The organism is Mariniradius sediminis (assembly GCF_021491425.1).
GTDB classification, from domain to species: Bacteria; Bacteroidota; Bacteroidia; order Cytophagales; family Cyclobacteriaceae; genus Mariniradius; species Mariniradius saccharolyticus.
Genome location: NZ_JAKEVZ010000002.1, coordinates 162,382 through 183,599, shown reverse-complemented (window position 1 = coordinate 183,599; position 21,218 = coordinate 162,382). Strand labels below are relative to the sequence as shown.

General features: G+C 44.4%; 5 protein-coding genes. All 5 read right to left on the bottom strand.

What is annotated here, in order from left to right; genetic code table 11:
* Positions 1 to 6: 6 nt before the first annotated feature.
* A complete protein-coding gene (locus L0U89_RS03525; protein WP_234860256.1) occupies positions 7 to 1,815 on the bottom strand; it encodes an ABC transporter ATP-binding protein in 1,809 nt (602 codons plus the stop codon).
* Positions 1,816 to 2,028: 213 nt separating this feature from the next.
* The gene (locus tag L0U89_RS03520; protein WP_234860255.1) at positions 2,029 to 3,129 is read right to left on the bottom strand and encodes a glycosyltransferase family 4 protein; all 1,101 of its coding nucleotides are present in this window, start codon (positions 3,127 to 3,129) and stop codon (positions 2,029 to 2,031) included.
* Positions 3,130 to 3,167: 38 nt separating this feature from the next.
* Positions 3,168 to 4,862, bottom strand: coding sequence for a hypothetical protein (locus tag L0U89_RS03515; RefSeq protein WP_234860254.1), 1,695 nt, complete (start codon positions 4,860 to 4,862; stop codon positions 3,168 to 3,170).
* A 570-nt stretch (positions 4,863 to 5,432) separates the two neighbouring features.
* Entirely contained in the window at positions 5,433 to 9,137 is a 3,705-nt protein-coding gene (locus tag L0U89_RS20580; RefSeq protein ID WP_234860253.1) for a LamG-like jellyroll fold domain-containing protein, read from the bottom strand.
* 2,182 nt (positions 9,138 to 11,319) lie between these two features.
* Positions 11,320 to 20,997 carry a putative Ig domain-containing protein gene (locus L0U89_RS03505; RefSeq protein WP_234860252.1) on the bottom strand — a complete coding sequence of 3,226 codons (9,678 nt, stop codon included), beginning with the start codon at positions 20,995 to 20,997 and terminating at the stop codon, positions 11,320 to 11,322.
* Positions 20,998 to 21,218 lie beyond the last annotated feature (221 nt).

The window sequence follows — 21,218 nt, the reverse complement described above, 5'->3', positions numbered from 1 at the left end:
TGAGCATTAATCTATTCCTTGCATCTCAACCATCCTTCTAAATTCTGCTGATTCTTTTTTCAATCCGCTAAAGTTACCGGAACCGGTTATCTTTCCATCACTTAGATAATAAATGATGTCTGCTGATTTTATTGTAGATAGTCTGTGTGCCACTACAACCATAGTGAATTTTCCTTTCAATTTTTCGAATGAATATTGTATTTCACGTTCGGTTCCTGTATCTAATGCTGAGGTGGCCTCGTCCATGACTAGTAAATCGACATCTTTAAAGATTTCCCTTGCGATTGCGATTCTTTGCTTTTGTCCTCCGGAGACCATTATTCCATTGTTTCCAAGTTGCGTATCCTCTTTGTCAGGCAGACCATCGTAGAAATTTGATAATGATGCCATGTCAAGACAGGTTTTGAACTTTGAAAGGTTTTTGTCTGTCTTGGGAGCCCAAAACGTTATATTGTTATAAAGTGTGTCGTTAAAGATTACCGGTTCTTGCGTGATGTAGCCAATTCTGGACTGATAAGTATCTAAGTGAATTGAGCTAATTTCATGGCCATTTACGTACATGTTTCCTCTGTCGAGAAACAGTAAACCTGTAAGAATATTCGTCAGCGTTGTTTTTCCGCTTCCGCTTTGTCCTACAAAGGCCACGGTTTGATTATGGGCAATTTCCAAGTTTATATTGTTCAAGAACTGCTTATTTCCGTAGGAGAAAAAACCATTTTTAATTGATAGAGAATCTATCTTTTCAAGGCGTATTCCATCTTTAAAGGAAAGACGGTTCTGTTCAAGTTCGTCGATAAACTCCTTGTAGTTTTCGAGAGATCCCGAAAAATTCAGAAAACTATTCCAGCTGTTTTGATAGCTGATTACTTGATTTAACGAGCGGTAAAAAAAAAGCAAACTTAGAATAATTGGACCTAGATCAGCACTAAAGTAGCTTACCTGTACGAGGATTACTGATACAACTACCAATATAGAAAGAGGCTCTTTCGTTGATAAGAGGATTGCATTATAAAATCCAGCTTTTCTGAAACTTTTGGCGAGATCATCAATTGTGGAAATCAGTCTTTTTGTAAATACTCCCAACTGGCCTGTTGATCTCAGATATTTGAAATTGTGGACTTGTTGCATCATTAACCCATGGAAAACGTGATTTCCTTTAGTTATTTTTTTTGAAGTTGCCTTCGTTTTCTTGTAAAGCTGTGTATATATTAAGTTGGAAATCGACCCGCCTACCGCAACCAGTAACGCAAATTGCGGATTTGTAAGGAATGCAAGAGTAACATACACTATTATCGTCATTATTGATTGTAATGCCGCGAAGTAGTGTCTGTATGAATTAGTTAAACGCTCTATCTCACCGCTAAGAGTATTCTGAACTTTTCCTGAGTCAACCTTAATGAAGTATTGGTAATTAATGTTTCCAATGCATTGCACAGCTTTTACGCGGACCTTTTTTGTTAAGCTTGTCGTTAAAATCACCGCAAAATACGATTCGAAAAACCTTGCGATTCCCTTCAATGTAAAAAAGAAAAGGATGATGATCAAGACGGTAACAAGATTCAATTCTAACCCTATGTAGTTGAGTAGATTAAGAAAATACTCGAAGTTTCCCAGTTTTTCGCTCTCTACATTTGACCCCTCGCCACCTACCATTTGCAACAATGGTATGAACATAGCCAACCCTAGGCCATCCATTAGACCTACAGAGAAACTTAAAAGTAAGGCCATGAATATTTTATTACCTAGGTAATTGTAATAGAATCTGAAATCAGAGAATCGCTTGTTTGTTGCTGAGGCAACCATTTCCTTAAACATAGTCTTCCTTTTGGTTTTTTATTTTTTACATTCCAAATCTTAATTCGACACGGTCCTGTTGAAGGACAAAAAAAAATTCCAATTAGATTCTGGCTTGATGTGTTTTTGTATAGAAAAGGCATCGATAACAAGATACTTTTTCACTTATTTGTTCTCCATTTACTTCTTGTTCTTTCAAAGAATATTCGAAATTGAAACTATATAGATATACAGTCAATTTTGATATTTTTTCTTACTCATCATCGAATTGAACAAAATATTAAGTTTTGTGCCAAGCGCTATGTAGTCATGGCTTTCACTAACGTATTTCAAGCAATTATTCGAATATTCCAAATACTCTTCAAGAGACATTGCTTCAAGTATTTCCTTTAATGATTCAGGGCTTTTGTATAAAACACCTAGTTTGAAATTCTCGATTATTCCATCAGGATTTACGTTTGCTGTTGTCAATATTGGTGTTCCAGACGCCATAGCCTCTAAAAATGTATTACTAAATCCTTCAAAATCCGATGTGTTTAAAAGAAACTTAGCATTAGAATAGAATTCCATTATACTATCCCGACCAATATTCCCACAAAAAAACACATTTGGAAGGGTTTTTAAAAGCTTTATGCTTTCGATAGTTTCGTTGTCTGTATTTGATAATTCAACACCCGCGATTTTGAATGTTTCATTAGGGAGTATCTTGCAGATATCGTGCAACAACCCCATATTCTTAACTCTACGAAAATTTGCTACCCAAGCGATGTGCCCGGAGAATGATACTTTGGGTTTGAAATATTCTTTTTTAATTACAATCGGATTCGGTATTTTAACAAGGCGTGAATTGTGTCCTTTATTCAATAAACTTTGCATTTGGTAATCATTTTGGACAATTATCAAATCGGCAATTTTGTATGCTAATAAGATATGGTAGTGTTTGTAGAAAGGGTGGTGGATTTTGAGCCTGTTATCTACGTTTACATCACTAGCAATCCTAATAACGTGCTTTGTACCAGTGATCTTACATATTATTCCAACATATAGAGAATGCCAGGTTGGCATCGAAGTGTAAACTATATCGAAATTGTATGACGAGATTATTTTAAAAATTCGAGGAAACCTATAAGAAAACCAAACGGCAATATAATTTTTGGTTGAATCATATAAGGGCACTAGAGTGACCCAGCCGTAGAACTTATTGACTGGTTTTTTGTCATCTTTAAGCTTTCCTAAAAATACAGAATTACCTAGTTTGTGTAGGGCAGACATCCAAACCAGAGATTGAACAGAGGCCCCTCCTGTCGGTTCGGGTTCACTCCAAATCAGTTTCATGATATACTTTTCAATAAAAAAAACTTTAAGTGGCATTGTCAATTTCTTAACAGTTCATTTATGAAAATAATTATACAAACTCGAAAGGCAAGAACATTCGGATCGATGTCTCTTTTAATTTGGAATTCGTTTTTAATTTTGCTATAGACCTTATCAGGGATAAACTTTTTGATAAATTTCTTGAAAGTGAGTTTTTGTATATGTGTCAATGTTTTTTCATTATGCCGTACGTTTCTTATAATTTCATTCATAAAACCTTCGTCAAACATTTCGTTGTTTTTATGGGATGAAAGATAAGCTTTCAAAAATGAAACAACCTTTTCCGAATGGAAAATGTTTTCGGTATTGGCGATCGCCGCCGAAGATGCAAATTCTATTCTCGGTTCAAAACCCTCAACGATTTTCCTCCATACGATTTTGTTTGTCCTATTTTCGTCAGGCATTAAGTATGTAGCCTTCAAGATGTTTTTTGTTAAGAGTGGAACTATTTGTTCAACATAAGAACATTTCAATTCTCCTAAACAAGAAATCAGATTTTGAAGGCGATATTGGTGGTATAATCGATCCCTCCATTGGGGAATGGTTTCTTCTGATCTTTTCTTTAATGATTGTGGCAGTTCCTGAATGAAGGAATATCTTTCTAGATGCTCTTTTAGGAACGGGTATTCATTATAGTAGCTAATGCCTAATGTGCTCAATACGTCTTTTTCCGTTGCTGCTGAATGCCATCCGAAATTCTCGTCACCTCGTATTATTAGGTCAATCCCCCCCTCATGGAGATCATTCCAAATCTTAAATCCATCTAAGTACCCGCTGATGTGGTCAATTCTTCCCTCACCATTTTTGACAAACCTTTCGAAGATTATTTGAAAAGTCTCTTGGGAGAAGTCTGTTTTTACAAAATTATTCGACACATCAAGCAGGTCAGTAAGCCTTTTTGCAATGTAGGCATCTGACGTTCTGTCTTCAATTGAATCGGGTAATCCCCAGGTAATTGTCTTTATCTTCTCGTCAATAGTTGATTTCAGGTAGAAAAGTATGCCTCTGCTATCGTATCCGCCTGAAAGGGGTAGTGTCCAGTTCACTCCTCCTAGATCAATTGACCTAAAGGATTCAAATATTTTTTCATTCAACTCCTCTTGACCTATTTCTTTGCTTTTGGGATTTCCGAACGGTATTTGTTCGGTAAACAACTCAATGCTCCAATTGGAGTGGTTTAGTGTTAACAAAGAGTTTGGCGGCATTTTCTTTATCCTTTCATCCCATGAATTTCCGGGACCAAGAGTGCCTGTAGTGAGCATCCATGGAATAACAAGTCTGTTAATTACAAAAGAATCTATGTATTTAGTGATGGCAAATTGAGATGTGCTTGCTATGAACACCTCATCATTAAAATAATACCAAATAGTTCTGCTTGCCGAAACATCCGTAATTATTTCACTCATGTTTTCATTAGATCGGAACAAAGCAAAATTCCCATCAGGTACTTCTGTCCCCGGGCTGCTCCAATTTTCACAATTTCCGAAAAATACTCCTAAAGACACTGAGTCATTTTTAAAAGAAATGTTATTCTTGGGGTTGAGAATTCCATATGCACATTTCCCATTCAGATGGATCTTGTGGGGATTAGGAACAAGATTGTCAGGAGTCAAGAAAGAACAAATTTCATTAAGTTTGTCCTTAGTTCTGTTTTGAAATTCAATCCTTGAATAAATCCAGATTATTTTTGACATATTCTGTTTTTGATTAGGAGATTTGATCTATACTGCCTTTCGTCGTTTGGAGTGGGTGGCTCTCTCAATATCATATCATGCCGAAGTATGGAAACAGACAAATAGACGTTCGTAAAGAAAAAAGACACTTTTTGTTGATTTTTTAAAAACCTGATTTAATAGATGATTATGGGTTAAATAAAACATTCTAATGATAACCACAACAAACTAATAATCACATAAATTATTTAAAATTAATTTTAAGGACTAGTGGATGTATCTTGGATTTAAGGCCAACATAGGATCAGAAACATATTTTTATACAGCTACAATAGTGCTAATTAAATGATTTTTGATCTAAGTGTTTGAAAAAGCAAAAATTATTTCTAATAAATTGTCTAATTTATGTACTTCTATATAACCCGAGTCTTTGATTCAATTTCTACAATGTAACTGCCATTTGAAAAGATTCAAAGGAGAGTTTTAGAAGAACTGAGATACTATTTGAGACACAGTTTCAAATAATATCTCAGTTTTCGTCTTGAACAAAGATATTTTTATGAACAACACTTTTTTGATTTGGTTGCTTAATTACCTTTTAATAAACTTAAAAAATTCCGAGTGCAAGGCATCATGTATTACTAAAATGTAAATTCCAGTATTTAGGCTAAGGTCGCTAATTTCTATCTCAAGGCTTGCATTTTTGATATTAGCACCTTGATCAAAAAGCATCTTACCATTGGTGTCATAAATCTTAATTTTGACAGGGCCCTCATATAACCACAACGACTTCAAATTTATTTTTTCTTCCACTGGATTAGGGTACAAATTTGGCTTTAAAGATTGTTCTTGTGTCAACTTGGTAACAGAATTTTCAGTTTGATTTTTTTCGGGCGTCTGATTATTTCCTAAGCTCTTTTTTAAACCTGTAGCAGACAAACGCATCACCGCAATTCCTTGGTCCACCAATGCCCTGATTTCCCCATCCGAGATGGCCTTTCCATATATCCGCAAGTCATCAAGGCTGCCATTCATCCTTTGGACAGTGCCCATGGCGCCGATAAACAAATCCCCGGAACTTGTTCCTATTCCAAATGGGGCAGCATATGTTTTACTGACATTTTCAATCCCATTGACATAGATTTTACTGGTTCGTCCATCAAAAGTCGCTGCGATATGAATCCACTTGCCCAAATCACCGGAATAATTGTAATTGCTGCGGAGACGGTAGGTTGATCCGTTGTTTGTCCTATTGAGGCGGAACTCGATAAATCCATCGATATCCAACCAAAGTTCAAATCCATTACCTGCTGATTTGCTCACAATAGTTCCCCTATTTAAAGCATTTGGTTTTACCCACGAAGCTATCGACAAGGCATTCGGGAGTTCCAAACTTGGGTGGTGCGGAACACGGGCAAATCTATCTGAAAAGCCATTCAGGTCAACACCAAGTCCAACTTGGGCAGTTGACCATGTAATGCCCGATGTGTTAAGTATGGTGCCATTGTTGGCATTCCCCGAATCGTCCCGGAATAGATTGCCGCTTCCCTCATCCATTTTCCAATGTCCGGCCATTTGGCTTGAATTGGTCTCTAATGGCCCACTGTTTTGCATGGCCATATTGATTTCTTGAAGGCTTAACGCGCGGTTATACAGACGTACCTCGTCCATAGCTCCTTGCCAACGTTGGATGGTCCCCAACGCCCCGAGAATCAGATTACCTGAGGTCGTGCCAATTGTGAAGGGATTATAAGTAACAGACTTGTCTTCGACACCGTTGATGTAGATCTTGCAGGTACTGCCATCAAAGGTTGCGGCGACATGGATCCATTTTCGGAGCGAGCTACCGTAATTGAAATTGGAACGAAGGCGATAGGTAGATCCGTTGGTACTCCGGTTCAAACGGAATTCCAATTGTCCGTCACTGTCCAGCCAAAACTCGAAGCCATTCCCAGCTGACTTGTAGAGAATGGTACCGCGATGCAAAAGGTTCGGTTTTACCCATGCGCTGATGGTAATGGCATTTGGGATACTCAGAGAGCTGTTATGGGAAATGGTTGCAAAAGAATTGCTGTTCCCATTTAGCCCAACGGCACTTCCATTAACGCCGGCTTCCCAAGAAGTTCCCGAAAGGTTTTGGAGGTTCAGATGGTTACTGTTTGGGGATTGATCCAAAAGCCTTGATCCGCTTCCTTCCTCCATTGTCCAATAACCCACCAGCCCTGCGTCCAGGGTGGTACCTTCCGACTGGCCTTTGGTACTGAAGTTCCATACAGAGGACCAAGCTGAATTCGCTGTGCCAGCTTTTGCCCTTACCCGCCAAAAATAAGTTTTGCTTTCCGCCAGGTTCGAAATGCTGCCCGAATTTGTGTTGACGTTGCTCAGGGAGAATGCAATATTCGAAAACGTGTTGGACTCGGAAATCTGCAAATCATATCCCGTCGCATTGGTTACGGCATTCCACGTGAAGTTAACGGTTGTTGCCTGATGAAGCGCCGCATTGGAAGGTGAAGCCAGTGTTGGTTGATTCAGCGTGACCGTGCTGCCACTAGTAGAGAATTTCCAGATTTCTGAATAGCTACCCGTACCGGCGGGATTTGATGTCCGAACCCGCCAAAAATAGGTTTTGTTTTGGGTAAGGGAGGGTACGATCCAGGTCGTGCCTGGAATTGAGCTCTTGGAATAAGCAATTGAACTAAAATTGCTGAATTCAGAAACTTCCAAACGGTATGCGTTGGAGTTGGGTTGGTTGTTCCAAGTAAAGGCTATATCTACCGAACCGACCACAGCATTATTGCTTGGACTGAGCAATGTTGTCGCAGCAGGTCTTCCCGAGTAGGTCGCCGACCTAACTTTTCTGACTTCAGACATGGGGCTATTGCCGGCCTCATTGCTTGCCCAAACTCGCCAGAAATACTGCGTATTGGCTTGGAGGCCTGAAACGGTCCTTGAAGTTGAAGTGAGATTGGATACGTTCGTAACGAAACTGCTGAAATCCTCCCGTGTAGACAATTGAAATGTGTAGCCTTTCGCAATGGGGTCTTTTGTCCAGGAGAAGCTGATACTTGTGGAAAACAAATTAGAATCATGGGCTGGATTTACCAAGGTTATTTGCGCAGGTGCTTCTGTAAATGGACCCGTTCGGAAACTCAAATCGCCTTTCGAAAATGATCCATTACCGGATCGATTGACTCCCCGAACCCGCCAATAATACAGGGTGTTTGAGTTGAGATTTGCGATATCAAAATAGAGTTCCGTAATTCCTGATTGGTTGACCAATAGATTGCTAAACGAACTGCTTGTCGAAACTTGCACGGTATAACTATCTGCCCCAGCGACAGCCTGCCAATCCAACCTTATATTTACAGGGTTAATGACAACTCCGTTTGAGGGGCGGATTGCAACCACGATATCAGGTACAGTAGATTGTGAAATGGTTTTGAAAACGCCCACATTTGAAAAACTTCCTGTGCCGGTAATATTCCGGCCTCTTACCCGCCAATAATACGTTTGGTTTTCCGCAAGCCTTGGGCTTTGGAAAGAATTCTCGGTCAATCCACTTTGATTGACAAGCAACGTCGAGAAGTCTGAAAGTGTTGAAATCTGAATCTGGTAACTTTCGGTATTGGGTACCTTCGCCCAACTGAAAACTGGCTCTAGGCTGACATTCTCCAAATTGTTGTAAGGAAAAAGCAACTGTGTTCTTCCCGGTACAACGGCAAGTGAGTTGGTTTGAAAAATGCGTGCGCTACTGTAGGGTCCGCTGACTCCATTACGTACGGCCCTTACCCTCCAATAGTAGGTACTGTTCGCATCCAATTGGGGATACACCAAACTCAGATTCTTTTGGTTGCTGAGTGTGATATTACCTGTGCTGAAGCTGGATGATTTGGAAATTTGTATTTGATAAGAGTCAGCATTGGCCACCATGCTCCACGCAAAGCTGATATCAACCGGGGAAATATTGGTTGCATTTGCCGTTGGCAAAATTGGATTTACACCAAGCGGTGTACTGGGATATTGACCCTTAATCAAATTGTCCACCAAAGAGTTGATATATACCTCAATATCAGTGTAATAGGGGCTCAGGTTGTATTCTCTGTCATTGGAACGGTTGGGATTCAGGTTATTGGCTGTCTCCCATACATCAGGCATACCATCTTGGTCCGAATCCAAAGGTGCGGGTAGGCTTTTAAGGGTAGGCCAACCGCCCACGTCTTTCTGGCTGTCGATTAATCCTGGTTCACCAGTTCTTGATCCTCTAAAAGTAATAACACCAGTTCTTGTTTCGCTCACAATTCGTTGGTCAACTAGATCTCTAAATAAATTAGCCCCAACATTGTCTAATACGAAGTTGAAGGCGGCATCCGCCGATCTCGTAAAACTATAAAGGTCATCGGGAATATAAAAAGGCACAAGCGTTCCATTTATGTCCTTGTTTTTTAGTTTATCTAAGTTGCTTTCGGTTCTAAGTCCATTTTCAAGTCTCACACCCTCCCATTGATTTGCATCTATGTTTGTTTTGCCGGGGATTTTGTTTCCCTCTAAATAAAATTTACCATATGTGTCTGGATTATCATTTTCCGATGTGGGCCATAAAAAAAACTGATTGACCATTTCCGAAGCCGGGTTTGCATTTGTTGCCGGGCCTGGTTTATAGTAATTATAAAACAGGTTGTTTTTGGAACGCGATCCATTATTAGTTGATCTAAATCCCCAATTGTAAATCACATTGTTTCTCAAATCATTTAACCCAGAATTGTCTGTAATGCTAGGCGCCCTGATTACAAAATGCGCCATTAGATTGCCGAAAAATGAAAGATTTGTTCCGCCAAGCAATGAACCGTAGGCATGAGAATCTTTAGTATGTACTATTGGTTCATTTAATCCTTCTGCGATAATACAATTTTGGATCGTAGCATCTTCCACTTCATAAATAGAACAAGTTTCATCAGTTCCCCAAGAAAAGGAACAGTGATCTATTATTAAGTTGGAAGTTCTTTTTACCTCAAATGCATCAGCTTCAATTCCAGTTTCATCACCTAGCCTTGATCTTAAATATCTGATAATAATATTTTTCTGATCAAAAATCCTAATAGGATACCCTTGTATAGTGATTCCATCTCCAGGAGCAGTTTGGCCAGCAACTGTTAAGTCTCCACTATAAATTGACAGATATGATTTTAACTTTATATTCCCCGAAACCTCAAAAACTACAATTCTAGGCCCGCTTGTTTCAAGTGCAGATCTCAAACTTCCCGGTCCAGAATCATTAAGGTTTGTCACTTTAAGTACCTGTCCCCCTCGTCCACCAGTGGCATACTTGCCAAAGCCTTCTGCCCCGGGAAAAGCGATAACCCGCTGCAAATTTGGATCAAAATCAGATATTGGGAATGTTTGGGTGTAGGCAGGATAAATAACAAATGGGTAAATTACTGCCAATAAAATAAAGGCAGAAACAAAAGGTAGCTTTAAGTTTACCATGAGTGAGTTTGTCGTTTACTAAGGCTTGATTTTCAATGATGTCAACGGTAGAAAACACCATTGCATCCAGGTTAACAAAAACTTTGCCGAAGTATTTTATCGTTAGAAAAAAAATGATTAATCATATATTCGTAAGTATAATGAGACTTCCCTTGCCAACCCAGGTCAATGATATTTGTTGTGAACCTACTCTTAGATAATCAAGAAACATGTGTTTCCGCTACGCTGCATGGGATCATTCTCTGTGAAATTAATATGCGGAAATTTGGACAAGTGGGAAAGGACCAAGTGAAATATGATGTTAGATAAAGCAATTTTCGACCTTTCTGGCGTGCATCGCCTTTTGCATTGGTCTTACTTTTTTCAACCTCAAAGGGGTAAAACGAATAATGAAGGCTATTGGAGGTCCAGCATTTCAGTTCACTATTGTGGCTTTTGAGGTTTTTTTCCATATCCGGTTCACTAAAATCAATGAGTCTATGCGGCTAGATTGCCGAAGTTTGAATCTTCCTTCCAAATCATAAATAATTCAAGGTTGATTTAGGTTAACCTACCAAGTAAAGTTCCTGCAAATGCAAATCTGAGGATATAAATATCTAAAATTGTCGGTTTTGTTTTACACTTCCCATGCGCACGAAAATGTGCTATCAATTGCATTACTTGGATATCCCCCAAAATTTCAGAGTCTCTTTCGGTTTGTCAAGTGCTTGCTGCCGCGAGAGTAGGGTTTCCCATCCTTTTCTGATAAACTCACCGGACTTTTGGTCTTCCCGCAAAAAACCAGGGAAAATAACTTTATCCGGCGACTTAAGGTCATCTGCTAACCGTGGAATTACTGGTTTTTTTCAGCCTATTTACCCTTGAGTAAAGCATTTGGTTTACCTTGGAATTGGTTTTGTGGAAGATTATTGTCGAAAAACATCATCGGAATGGTGAAAATCGAATGCAAAAAAAAGTCCCCTAGTATTTCTCTAGGGGACTTCCTTCGCGTGGCTTATTTTTTCAGGAACTTCAGAGTTTCAATTGTCCTTTCATGTTTGAGCAAGAGGACATGGATTCCCGATTTCAGATTCAGTTCACCCACATCTATCCTGAGAATTCCATTTTGGACCTCAATTGGTTTGTCCAAGATTGGGATTCCTCTTGCGTCGACAATTGAAACGCCGATGGATGCATCTTGATATCCAAATACCCGGACCTGCAGCACATCATCCACAGGGTTCGGAAACAAGATGCTTGGTTTTTCCAATCCCACAAACATTTCGGAAAGGTTGGTATCATTCTCTTCATTCGGATTGGATGAATTGTCTCCGCGCTCTGTTCCTGCAACGCGCATTGCCTGGGAAGGAATCGCGAGTTGCGCGATTTCAACCGAGGAAAGTGCCCTGCCATACAACCTCAGGTCATCCATTGCTCCATTCAACCGTTGTATTGTGCCTAGCGCCCCGATAACCAAATTGCCGGAATTGGTACCAATGGTAAATGGAGCATAGGTCGCGCTGATATTCTCGACACCGTTCACATAGATCCTACTCGTTGTTCCGTCAAAAGTGGCTGCCAAATGTATCCAAGTCCCCAAGAAGTTGGTATAGTTGTAATTTGACCTCAATCGGTAGGTTGAGCCATTATTACCCCTATTCAGCCTGAATTCCAGTTGACCATTGCTATCCAGCCAGAATTCAAATCCGTTTCCATTTTCTTTTTGAATCACAGTGCCTTTGTGTAAGGTGTTCGGTTTGACCCAAGCGGAAACAGTGATTGCGTTCGGAAGTTCAAGGGACGTGCTGTGTGGCGCCACGCCAAAGCGTCCAGAAAATCCATTCAGGTTTACCGCTTGGCCGATTTGACCATTTGACCAAGTGACACCACTGGTGTTTTGGATTACCGCATTATTGCCGTTACCGGAGTCGTCCACGAATAGATTGCCAGAACCCTCATCCATTTTCCAATGTCCGGCCAATCCGTTTGGTTCGGGACCCGCTGCCGCAGTTGTGAAGGTACGTGTTTCTGACCAAGGGGATTCTCCTTCATTGTTGTATGCCCGAACCCTCCAGAAATAGGCAGTTGCAGGCAAGAGGCCGGTTGGTGTGAATCGTAGCATGTTACCTACATCTGCATCAACAATCAAGGTGCTGAATCCTGCGGTGGTAGCTACTTGTACCGAATAGCCGTTTGCAAACAGGGCATTCGCCCAAGCAAGTTCAACAGAAGCTGCCGAAATCCCGGTCGCATTATTTGCCGGACTTACCAGTTGTGGGGTTTCAGGAAGCGGAGCCCCCACATTCATCAAAGCTAAGATTTCCCCACCTGACAAGGCTCTTTCATACAACCTCAGGTCATCCATTGCTCCATTCAACCGTTGTATAGTTCCTAGCGCCCCGATAACCAAATTGCCTGAATTGGTGCCAATCGTAAATGGAGCATAGTTTGCGCTGATATTCTCGACACCGTTCACATAGATCCTACTCGTTGTTCCGTCAAAAGTGGCTGCCAAATGAATCCACTTGCCAACATCTTGGCCATAGCTGTAAGAAGACCTTATACGGTAGGCGGATCCATTATTCCCCCGATTCAAACGAAACTCCAGCTGTCCGTTGTTGTCCAGCCAAAACTCGAAACCATTTCCGCTGGATTTTTGCACGATGGTTCCTTTGTGAAGGGAATTTGGCTTCACCCATGCGGCAATTGTGATGGCATTATCAATTTCGAGAGATGGACTATGGGAGGCAATTGCAAACCTGCCGGATTGGCCATTGAGGTTTACCGCTTGGCCGATAACACCCTGTGACCAGAATACGCCACCCGTGTTTTGGATTACCGCATCGTTTTCATTCCCGGAATCATCAATAAACAGATTTCCGGATCCTTCATCCATCTTCCAATGCCCCACCAACCCGTTGGATTGAGGTCCTCCAGAAAGAATGTCGAAATTCCATGTATCAGACCACTCAGAATACCCGGCATCATTCGAAGCGCGGACCCTCCAGAAATAGGTCGTTTCAGGGATTAGATTACTCACGGTCGCCGAGGTCTGCGCGCCTACTTCCAAGTCCAGAATAAGGTCTTCAAAACCCCCATCAAACGCGACTTGAATTTGATACCCTGTCGCATATTCTGAAGAATTCCAAGCTAGGTCCAGCGTTGTAACATTCGCTATGCTGCTTCCGGAGGAAGGCGTAGCAAGGGTCGGTACCTCTGGTAAGATTGGCTCTCCCGTGTATAGCGTAAGGATTTCTTGATCCCGCAACGCCCGCTTGAACAATCGGAGATCGTCCAAACTTCCGTTCAGCCGTTGGATTGTGCCCAGTGCCCCAATGGTTAGGTCGCCGGAATTGGTGGCAAATCCAAAAGGCGCATAGGTAGCCGAAATATCCGGGTTCCCATTGACAAAGATCTTCATGGTACGTCCGTCAAAAGTGGCGGCGACGTGAATCCATTGTCCTACCGATCCCGAATAATTAAAGTTAGACAGAAGCCTGTATGCAGCATTGCTGTTGCCCCGGTTTAGGCGGAATTCAATATTGCCATTGATATCCAACCACAATTCGTAACCATTGCCATCGGCTTTGCTGATGATGGTATGTCTACCTAATGTATTCGGCTTGATCCAGGTCGATATCGTCAAAGCATTGCCAAATGCCAAAGTAGTTTGGTGGGGAACAAGTGCATATCTTCCTCCAAAACCGTTCAGGTTGAGTGCCAACCCGATTACGCCGTTGGACCAGGTCACACCGGAGGTGTTTTGAAGCACCGCGTTGTGCCCATTTCCAGAATGGTCGATCAGGATGGACCCAGTTCCCTCTTCCATTTTCCAATGACCAACCATATCTTCCAACAGGTCGGGCAAATTCAAGGTCTTGAACTGTCCGATCGCTGACCAGGAGCTTTCAAATCCCTGCCTGAATGCCTTCACCCTCCAGTAGTAGAACCTGTCTTCCTCCAATCCTGAAAGTGGATAAATTGTTGTTGCAAGGTTGGAGTCGTCCACGACCAAATCCATAAACGTGTTGTCCTTTGAAACCTGCAACCGGTACCGCTCAGCGCCAAATACCGCGTTCCAAACAAACGTCAACGACATCGGTACATCTTGGCTATTGTTGGCAGGCCCAACCAGTACCGGCGTACTGAGTACACCTTCCGCTGCGGTGGAGAACCTCCAAACTTCGGACCAGTCCTGCTGTCCGGAAGCGTTCGTGGATATCACCCACCAATAGTAAATCTGGTTGAGGTCAAGCCCGGTCACGGTTTGGGAAGTGCCCGTGAGTCCGGATTGGTCGAATACAAGCTGATCCATCCCAGGAGTCAATGAAACCTGCAACCGGTAAGAACTGACGTTCGGCACATTAGTCCATACGAAATTCGGATTTGCGCCCGCTCCAAAGGAGTTGTTTTGAGGAGCGACCAGGCTTGTCGAGAACCTATTGGATGATACAAATACCGCCGTGACCTGGGAATCGGCCGTAAGGGCAAAACTTGCTTCCTGCCTCGCATCCACGGCCCCGTTGATCACCCAATGGCTCAGCGCGTACCCCGGGTTTGGCAGTGCTTTCAGGGTGATGGGCACATTCTTGAAATAGGTTCCGGTCCAAGGATACAAGGCTCCTTCCTGCAGCCCGGTCGTACCGTTCTTTATGGCAATACTGTTGATTTGGACGGATCCGGCTTGCGGGTCAGAAACCTCCAGTCTTACTGTTGCGGAACCCCCAAGGCCGAAATAGTCACTGATATGCTGTCTTACAAATCCTTCCCGTACTGCGACAAAGTTCTTCACCTCCTGTATCCTGTTTAGCCAGGCGTTCAGGGAAGAGGGTTGGTTCCATCTTCTCGTATGTTCAGGGACTTCGGGCTGCATGATTGTCTGAATGCTGTCAACCAATTGAAGAATGCGCTCCTTCCTAAAGCCCGAATTCAGCTGGTCTGCCATTCGGTTGATGAACATGTGCTTGAACTCGTCATTTTCCAACAGGTTCCGGAACAAGGAGGTTGCCCAATTGCTTGAACCGTTGGTTGCCCAGTTCATCATATTGAAATCGTTGGAGATTATCCTTCCGAACGAACGATCCAAATCCTTGATGACCCATCTCCATCTGCCGTCCTGGCCTTTTGGTGCATTGGGGTTAAAGGGCACCCTTGCACGCCAATATTCCAAGTTGTTTTGGGGCCAGTCATTGTTGTTGACGAAAATTTCGGTCACATAATAATCGATATAGTTTTCTATATCCATCCTACGGCCCATTTCTTCGTAATTTTCGGGCAAGGACAGGTCATTATTTTCAAAGAAGTTTACAAACTGGAGATAGTTCGTATTGTCTCCTTCATCCGCTATATACTGATTCTCCAAATAATCGATGTTGTCTGGATCAACACCATAAATTCTTTGGAAATAGTACTTGTCATACCGCTCCCTAAAGTTATGTAGCCCCCAATACTCTCCGTTGATAAACACAACCGAGGTCCTAAAATGCTGGTAGTCCAAATTCATATGTTTGGCAAGTGTCTGCGAAAGCGCATCTGTCATAAGGGTTGCCCCCCAGTCGTTTCCGAAATTTCGAAGAATCAATCTTTGAAATCCTGTACGGTCGGGATTGACAAAGATCGGATAGTCCAAACTGGATTTCCCCGGTTCCCCCTTCGCATAAATCCGCAGGGACTTTTGCGGGAATCTCCTGGTGAAATTGCCATTGATCCGTATGGCTATGTTTTGCTGGAAATCAAATCCCTGCCCATACATTTCCATGGAGGCAGGCCTTTCCCATAGATCGCCGGATTGATAGTAGTTACCCGAACCGTCATTGCCTTCCACATAGGTTGCGCCGGGAACGTACAATCCAATGGTTTCATCGAAAAGATTTGCAGGGTTTGTGACGATCGACACTACAGGTAGTGAATAGCTATGGCCTGGCAGCACGAAATAAGTCCCTGTCTTAATTGGTGACTCTGATCCCCCTGACTTGAAAGCTTTTGCCCGTATGACTGTTGCCTTTTTTATGGTCTCACTCGGCGGATACCAACCCCTGCCTCCCGTGATGAAATTCGTTGGTATCAAGGAAATACCGTTTGGCTGGGAACTTCTATCGGAGATGGTTTGCAGGCCAGTCCAAATAGGAGAGGACTCCGTTGGTTCTGAACCATCCAGCGTATAGCGTACCACAGCCTCGGGATCGGGATGGCTGATTGTCAGATCGACAGCAGACTGGTAGAACCCTGGCGGTACCGAGAATATCGGTGCCACCAACGGTACTACAGGGCCGCCACCGTCGCTGATGTTTGCTGCACCAGGGGTCGGTTGTGTAAACAGTTCCAGAGGACCCGTTCCGTTGGGGAACCTACCCCTACTGATGTCCGCAGTGGATGAAAGGGGATCTATCCGATTGACAAGAACGCTAGAAGGACTGGTTAACAATATCGGTTCACCATTGGAACTAATCGCGAAATTCGTGTGCAATGGACTACTAGGGTTTTTCCTGTCCTTATTGGAGGCCCAGACCAACAAATATTCACCCGGCTGTATTGTGTAGGATGGGAAAACCCATTTGAATGGATTTGAATCTGAGTCGGAAAGACCAAATCCTGCCAAATCATAAGCCTCTGTACCATAATTGTACAACTCGATCCAATCGGAAACGTCTCCGTCTTCATCCAAGATCGTTGTGACGTTGGAGGCCATGATCTCATTCACGGCAATCAATATCGGTGCGGGGGCTTGCTCAGTTGTGAAAGTAAATACTTCAGAGACCGGTCCTTCACCCTGTCCGTTCGCAGGCTGTACCCTCCAATGATACAGGGTCTCGTATTCGAGGGGAACGAACAAGGTGTAGTTCGTGGCGCTCAGGATTTGACTGACCACCGTATTCGTAAAGGTGGCATCTGTTGCAACATCAAGCCTATAGGTCGTTGCCCGTTCCGCCGCGGACCAGGAAAATGATGGAAGTACAGGTACGGATGTGGCGTTGTTTGAGGGGCCCAGCAGGGAGGTCAGGCCGGGGACCTCTGTGGGAGGCCCGTTGATAGGAGCAGCATCGACGGTGAAGTTGTCGAAGCGGTTGTTTCCTACCGTTCCCCCTGCGCCCTGTGCAAAACTGACTTTGATTTTGAAATTGGCATTGTTGTCTACACTGGCGTTTTCAGAAAAATCAAAGGTATGGAGGACAGGATCGGCGTCCAAAACCGTGAGTGTGTCGAATGCGATAAAATCAGTCCCATTTAGAGTATAGCTCCAATACTGGAGGCCTGCGCCAGATCCTGAGCGTCTGGTTGAGAACTTAACGACAGCGTCATTGTATCCTGTAGTGGGAATCGCAAACAACAGTTCCCCGCCAATCGGGTTGTTGAAACGTAGGTGGGTTCCTGAGGGGTCGCCGTTCCTTGCGTTGAGGTTTGCCACGTTGAAGTTTTGGCCAGTTCCCTCGGCAAATGCGATGATGCTAGTACCCCCTGGAAGGTGCGAGATGGATGACCCCGAAACTACCGATGTCGAAGGCGTTAGCAGGGACTCCAGCGTACTGCTGTTGTTGAAGTTCCAATAATGTACAAGGCTGAGATTTAAGGCTGCCTTTGTGGTAAATGAGATTGACTGCGTGTTTGCAAGCGCATTGTCGCTGAGATCCTCAATAAAGCCTCCAAGCAGGGCAAAATAATAGGTCTGTCCGGCGGCTAGCGAATTCGAAGGTGTGATGGTAAGCGTATTGTTTGAAAATATAGCATTGAATGGCACTAAAGCGCCTGATTGATTATCCAATCTCAGCTCGACATAGGGTAACAAGCCTGGGTCAACGGGGGAGTTGTCAATGAGCCTGACAGGCTCGCTGAATACAATGGACAGGTTGGTATTGGTGGCGACTTCAACCGTACCGTTCAGTGGTTCAAATATTGCTGTGGGTGGATTTAAGTCAATGCCACCTATTGCATTTGCGTCAATCGTGAAATTGTCAAATCGGTTGTTTCCGGCGGTGCCCCCTGCGCCTTGTTCGAAGGCAACTCGGAGTTTGAAGTTGGGGTTATTGTCGGCCCCTGATATTTGGGTAAAATTCAGTATTTCCAACCTTGGATTTGCATCGAATACCGTGATTGATCTAAACAAAACAAAGTTTTCGCCATCGAGGGAATAGCTCCAATGTTGGATACCTGCACCCTGTCCGGATCTACGGGTGGCGAATCTTACAATAATGCTTTCAAAACCTGTAGTCGGAATTGCAAATTCCAAACCTCCACCTATGGGATTATTGAAACGCAAATGGGTTCCCGAAGGATCTGAATTTCTGGCATTGATATTCTCGACACTGAAGTTTTGCCCCGTGCCTTCGGCAAATGCGATGATGCTTGTACCGCCTGCCATGTGGGTGATGGATGCCCCTGCAACCAATGATCCCGAAGGTGTAAGCAGTTCGTTGAGAGATGCGGAATTATTGAAATTCCAATAGTGAACCAAACTGTTTGTAGTCGGCAATCCCGTAATGCTGATTTCAAAAATTGTAGCCACAGCGCCGCCCTTTCCATCGTTCGCACTTATTTCAATACTCAGTGGGCTCAAATCTGCCAAAGTTGGCGATCCACTGAAGGTACGGGTTGAAGGACTGAAGGAAAGCCAAGCGGGTAGGGGATTTCCACCCAACAACAGTGCAGTATAGCTCAAGGCATCTCCATTGGGGTCGGAGAAGGTGCTGGCATCGAAGGTAAATGAAAAAGCGGTACCAACGGAGGCACTTTGGTTGGGTATAGGGAATGCCAAAGTCGGCGGCGCGTTGGGCTCGGCCACCGAAAGCAGGAAATCCGTGGAGACGGTTCCCCCATTTGAGTCGTCTGCCGTCACGACCACGGTGAAGGCACCGACATCGCCGCTCGCGGGGGTACCGGAAAACGTCCTGGTCCCGGCGTCAAAGCTGAGCCATGCGGGAAGAGGGCTTCCGCCTTGCAGCTGGGCGGTATATAAGAGGACGTCGCTATTGGGGTCCGAGAAGGTGTTTTCATCAAACTGGAAAGTGAAAGGTTGCCCCACCAACGCGGATTGTGCGGCCAGTGGGTTGGCGACGGTCGGCGGCGCATTGGGTTCGGCCACCGAAAGCAGGAAATCCGTGGAGACTGTTCCCCCATTTGAGTCGTCTGCCGTCACGACCACGGTGAAGGCACCGACATCGCCGCTAGCGGGGGTGCCGGAAAACGTCCTGGTCCCGGCGTCAAAGCTGAGCCAAAGCGGCAGCGGGTTGCCGCCTTGGAGCTGTGCGAAGTAGGACAGCGCATCGCTGTTGGCATCGTCAAAGGTATTTGCGGCGAACTGGAATGTGAAAGTCGTCCCCACCGACGCGGACTGAGCGAGGATCGGGTTGAGGACCGTCGGCGGCGCATTGGGTTCAGCTACTGAAAGGAGGAATGCCGTGGAGACATTGCCCCCGTTGGCATCGTCGGCGGTCACTTCGACGGTGATTGCACCGACGTCCTCGGCTGCGGGCGTCCCGGAGAATGTCCTTGTGGCGGGGTCGAAGCTTAGCCATGCCGGAAGCGTGCTTCCGCCTTGGAGCTGCGCCGAGTAGGCGAGGAGGTCGCTATTGGGGTCCGAGAAGGTGTTTTCGTCAAACTGGAAAGTGAAAGGTTGCCCCACCAACGCGGATTGTGCGGCCAGTGGGTTGGCGACGGTCGGCGGCGTGTTGGGTTCGGCCACCGAAAGCAGGAAATCCGTGGAGACGGTTCCCCCATTTGAGTCGTCTGCCGTCACGACCACGGTGAAGGCACCGGTATCGCCGCTTGCGGGCGTTCCGGAGAATGTCCTTGTGGCGGGGTCGAAGCTTAGCCACAGTGGAAGCGGGCTTCCGCCTTGGAGCTGCGCCGAGTAGGCGAGGAGGTCGCTATTGGGGTCCGAGAAGGTGTTTTCGTCAAACTGGAAAGTGAAAGGTTGCCCCACCAACGCGGATTGTGCGGCCAGTGGGTTGGCGACGGTCGGCGGCGCGTTGGGTTCGGCCACCGAAAGCAGGAAATCCGTGGAGACGGTTCCCCCATTTGAGTCGTCTGCCGTTACGACCACGGTGAAGGCACCGACATCACCGCTTGCGGGGGTGCCGGAAAACGTCCTGGTCCCGGCGTCAAAGCTGAGCCATGCGGGAAGAGGGCTTCCGCCTTGCACCTGGGCGGTATATAAGAGGAGGTCGCTATTGGGGTCCGAGAAGGTGTTTTCGGCAAACTGGAAGCTGAAGGCTTGCCCGACCAATGCGGACTTCGCGGGGATCGGGTTGGCGACGGCAGGCGGAGCGTTGGGTTCGGAAACCGACAGCGCGAAGTCCGCGGAGACTGTCCCGCCGTTTGAGTCGTCGGCCGTCACTACTACGGTGAAGGCACCGGTATCGCCGCTTGCGGGCGTTCCGGAGAATGTCCTTGTGGCGGGGTCGAAGCTTAGCCACAGTGGAAGCGGGTTGCCGCCTTCGAGCTGTGCGGTATAGGCAAGCGGGTCGCCATCAGGGTCCTCAAAGGTATTCTCTTGGAAGGCAAAGGAAAAGGGTGCCCCAACAACAGCACTCTGGGCCGGTATGGCAGAGAATACGCTGGGTGCCTCATTCGCATCAAGGGTTTTACCAAAAGGGACGCCCATTTTTATTGCATAGACATTATTTCCAAAGTCTGGAAAAAACATTGAAAAGGAAATAATAAATAGAATTATTCCTTTGGATCGAAAAATTGTTTTCATGTTAAGACGATTTAAAATCTCGCATATTTTACAGATAATAAAGTAAGTAAAAATCAACAACAACTGAAAGAATAAGATTTAAAAAAAATCGATTTTATGATTAAAATTTTGTTTTTTGTATCCAGATAATTGAATTTAAATTGAAATTCAAGATTTGGAACTCTGGGAAACAATAGGTTTTTGGTAAAAAATACTAAGGGCTGTCAATCATGAAAAATTTT

Coding starts and splice junctions, on each gene's coding strand:
- L0U89_RS03505 (WP_234860252.1), bottom strand. CDS start 20,997: ATGAAAACAATTTTTCGATCCAAAGGAATAATTCTATTTATTATTTCC.
- L0U89_RS03520 (WP_234860255.1), bottom strand. CDS start 3,129: ATGAAACTGATTTGGAGTGAACCCGAACCGACAGGAGGGGCCTCTGTT.
- L0U89_RS03515 (WP_234860254.1), bottom strand. CDS start 4,862: ATGTCAAAAATAATCTGGATTTATTCAAGGATTGAATTTCAAAACAGA.
- L0U89_RS03525 (WP_234860256.1), bottom strand. CDS start 1,815: ATGTTTAAGGAAATGGTTGCCTCAGCAACAAACAAGCGATTCTCTGAT.